Raw genomic sequence first — 3,763 nt, forward strand, 5'->3', positions numbered from 1 at the left:
GGCAAAATCCTGAGCAACTTTTTGTTGCTCAGGAACTTATAAATAAAGTTAAATTATAGTGTTGCGGAATTAAGGCTTAAGGAAAATAAAATCTTCCCTTAAGAGATTTTTCACCGCATTTAACTTGTAAAGCTATTTTGTTAAAACAAATCGCTATGGGTTCCATTGTTGAGAAACAGCAAGGTTAGTTTTTCATCGTTTTGTTCCCACAGCATCAACCAATCTGGGGTTATGTGACACTCCGAGATACCGCAAAAAGAAAATATGCGGCTCTCAGAATTGAGAACCGCATATTGGATTCTATTTTGATTCCAATCGTTAATTGCCTTTTCGATGGAGAAAGGCTACTGCGGAAATCTTTATAGTATTTGTCTGTTCTTATTTTCTCATTTTATTACCCTCTATTTATTCTTTCCACCAACTCATTAGGTGTAAGTATTTCCATTTTAGAGAAACCAAACCATTTTTTGCCCAGATCCTTGATAGAAGCACCTATATGATAAACGTCATCATCTATGCAAAGAAAGCGGTCATGTGATAAACGGAATGTTTCTACAGCTATTGGTGCATATTGAGCGTTATGGCGGTCAATGTCAAGTTGGAAATGACGACTTATCTGCTGAGTATAGATGACAGCAGTCACTTCAGGTCCTCTTTTGTCTAGTAATGTAAGTACAGTTTCATCCACATAGTTGTCGATAAGAATAATGCGCTTTTTTGCGCTCTTAATCAAATCGGAAACGAAAGTATAGGCATCATAAATTTGCCCATTATAGAATACTCCTTGCTTCGGTTTCGTATTGCCCTCGTCCAATCTGCGGAACACCTCATCAATACGCTTATTGGTTGCCTCTATGTGCTTATCGGTATCTTTACCATGAAGTGACGCATGGAAACAAATGCTCGCATAATCTGAATGTTTACCTCTATGGCTGTTTTCGAACGAAGGACACTACTAAGCATTGCCACGCCTTGTTCTGTAAAGGCATAAGTTGAGTATCGGTTACCACCTCTGCCGTTTGAGGTCACAAATTGTGACCTCAAACATTCTTCTTTACTCAATTCAAAGCGAAAATCGTTTGGAAATCGCTCTATGTTACGCTTAACGGTTTGATTAAGGACTTTTGTCTCTACACCATATAAGGTGGCTAAATCTTTATCAAGCATAACTTGTTGTCCTCTAATTACTTTTATTAGAGGTTCTATGTTACTTGCAAGTTTATGGTCATCATATTTTGTGACATCCATTTTGGACCGGTCACAATTTGTAACCAGTTCATCTTTGTCTTGATGTTCTATGTTATTTGCCATTTTACATTCTTTGTTGTTTATAAGGTCGTGGACGCAATATTGCTATTCAGGGACAAAGAAAATGCAAACGAGCGCAAAGAAAGCTTGCTTTCAATTTGCCGAGTGCAGCTTTTCTTCTGCAAAGATACGACTTTTCCTCGTAACTTCCAAGGTTTTAGGGAAAAAATACTTGAAAAGGGGGTGGAGAAAAAGAAAATAGGCGACTCTCAATTCCGGGAGCCGCCTATTGATATTTAGTTTATTTGATGAAGCAAATGTTTACTTCTTAGTCATTATTGCATATGCCTGACCAGAACAGAGAGCATAGAGTTTTATGTCGTATGTTCCTGCTTCAATGTTCAAGTTACCACTCTTTGGACTCATATCCAACGAGAAGAGAGAATTGGCGGAATTGGTACCCCAATTGATATCCCATTTATCGTTTGCACGGAACTTGATATTTCCATCGTTCAATTTGATATCTTTGATTTCCCAACAGCCTTCAACTGCGTTGTATGTCATGTCAGTATCATTGTCCCATTTTCCAGGTGTGGCATCACCTATAACACCAATAGTTGTGATGGCTGTCAGATTAGCAGTCTTATTCTCTGTATTGTAATCTATCCAATAGTAACCGGCTGGTTCAGAAACGGCAATCTCTTCTCCGTTGATCTTCAGTGCTCCCTTAATATAAGCACCACCGCAATAATTGTTACCATCAGATGTTCTCAACATCAGTTCGCTATTACCAGATACTGCAGAAATATAGTCAGGGTAGTCAACAGGAGTAATCTTGTATGATGAGTACATCATGTTGATTTCAATCTTGATATATTTCTTGTCGGTTGAAACTTTAAAAGAACCATCATTTCCGATATGTTCACGAGTGTCAAGGCTTTCTTCTACGTCGACACCATTAGAGCCATTACCCTTGGTTGTTCCTAAAACATGTTTCCATTCATTCTTATTGGCAATTTCGTCACATGTTTCTCCACTACCAATTCCAAACCATGTATCACCACCGGCATTGGCAGGTATGACTGCTGTGAAAACTGGGTCGTCGTAAACATCTGCGTGGGTGCGGATAAATTTCTGCTTCTTAGTTCTTGCAGATTCAGCCCAGTCTAATGTTCCACCAATTACATAATAAGTTGACGCAATTTCTGGGGCATCTGGCTTTGCCTTTATGATAAAGTTTTCTGAGTCAAGGAAACTTGCATTGGTATTACCATTCATGGAAAGAGTGGCTCTAACTTTTGCTTGGATGTCATTGACAACTGGTTTCTTACCATAAGTGTTCTCTACGAATTTCTTGAAATCTGCGTATTTGACCTTACCGGTAGACCCCATCTTAAGTACTTCCGTTTTCTGCTCGTTGTTCTTCTTATAGTTGATTCGCAAAGTATATTTTGGCGTATAGGCAGTATTAGAAGATGTAGGTGCCTTTGTGATGTTACAAATCTGTACAGAGTCTGTACTTTCTGTAATCTGTGCGAAATCAATAACATCTACAGCTGCAACGCTACCATTGCCAAAAGCTACAGCTTCGCCTTGTGGGTTTCCTGGCTGCTCTGACCAATCGTTGAAACTGTCATCACAAGAAGCAAGGGCAAATGTTGCTAAGCCTGCTAATAAATATGATTTGATTTTCATAATTGTTTCTTTATTTAGGGGGAGAGGAGAACAAACTCCTCTCCCTGAGTTTGATTAATTATTTTTGCTCAACAAAAGAGTATGCACCTGAGATGTCGTTGAAGTATACCTTGTAGGTACCCTTATCACATGGAATTGATACGCCATCATCCTTGTTGCTAATAGCACATGGGAAGATAGAACTGCCCCATGTTGCCTCACCGGAAGTGAAGGACATCTCTGTCTTAGCTGACAAAGTGATTTCTGCATACCAGTCATGATTTGGAACACCATCAATTGTTGTAATTGGTGACATCTCTGTATCACCAATCTTCATAGTGGTGTAGTCTACAACTTCTCCCTTGTAATACTTATAGTCTGCGTTGTAAGGTGAAACCTTCAATTTATGCTCTTTAGTATTTACCTCGAGTACATAATAACCTGGATCTGCTACAACCAAGTTGCCTGTGTCATCGCCACCATCACGGTATTTGAAGTCTTCACCACCATCCTTTGTGATGTTTCCACCACCTATACCGTAGTTCCAGTTGGTCAAACCCTTAGGGGCAATAATCTTGAATTCACCGGCTTTGAGGTAACCTGTATACTGAACAATACCGTCACCGGTAAACTTGTCGTAAGATTCACCTTCTTTTACGTACATAGGCATCATGCCAATACCTATCTTGCTAGGATCATTGTCCCAATTACCATTGGCAATAACACCACCAGTAAGATACCAGAATTGTGGCAAACTCTCTTTGATCCTTAATTCCGCAACACTATAATTTAACTTTATTTATAAGTTCCTGAGCAACAAAAAGTTGCTCAGGATTTTGCC

At 39.2% G+C, this 3,763-nt stretch carries 4 protein-coding genes and 1 pseudogene; 1 reads left to right on the forward strand and 4 read right to left on the reverse strand.

The window, feature by feature from the left end; genetic code table 11:
* Positions 1-140: 140 nt before the first annotated feature.
* Together AAAT87_RS14990 and AAAT87_RS14995 are read right to left on the reverse strand one after the other, a co-directional pair.
* Entirely contained in the window at positions 141-335 is a 195-nt protein-coding gene (locus AAAT87_RS14990) for a type II toxin-antitoxin system YafQ family toxin (protein ID WP_349226874.1), read from the reverse strand.
* Between the two features lie 59 nt (positions 336-394).
* Positions 395-1,281, reverse strand: a pseudogene (locus AAAT87_RS14995) (ORF6N domain-containing protein); the annotation flags it as partial.
* A gap of 57 nt (positions 1,282-1,338) precedes the next feature.
* On the opposite strand from AAAT87_RS14995, the gene AAAT87_RS15000 reads away from it, so the two are divergent.
* Positions 1,339-1,548, forward strand: coding sequence for a hypothetical protein (locus tag AAAT87_RS15000; RefSeq protein ID WP_349226871.1), 210 nt, complete (start codon positions 1,339-1,341; stop codon positions 1,546-1,548).
* 21 nt (positions 1,549-1,569) lie between these two features.
* Here the strand turns inward: AAAT87_RS15000 and AAAT87_RS15005 are convergent, their stop codons facing one another.
* Positions 1,570-2,943: an Outer membrane protein SusF domain-containing protein gene (locus AAAT87_RS15005; RefSeq protein WP_349226872.1), complete on the reverse strand. Its 1,374-nt coding sequence runs from the start codon at positions 2,941-2,943 to the stop codon at positions 1,570-1,572.
* 58 nt (positions 2,944-3,001) lie between these two features.
* Positions 3,002-3,676 carry a cadherin repeat domain-containing protein gene (locus tag AAAT87_RS15010; protein WP_349226873.1) on the reverse strand — a complete coding sequence of 225 codons (675 nt, stop codon included), beginning with the start codon at positions 3,674-3,676 and terminating at the stop codon, positions 3,002-3,004.
* Positions 3,677-3,763 lie beyond the last annotated feature (87 nt).

Source organism: Segatella sinensis (assembly GCF_040095255.1).
GTDB lineage: Bacteria > Bacteroidota > Bacteroidia > Bacteroidales > Bacteroidaceae > Prevotella > Prevotella sinensis.

Bases quoted from the DNA above. Each gene is read 5' to 3' on its own strand.
- AAAT87_RS15005 (WP_349226872.1), bottom strand. From the start codon at position 2,943: ATGAAAATCAAATCATATTTATTAGCAGGCTTAGCAACATTTGCCCTT.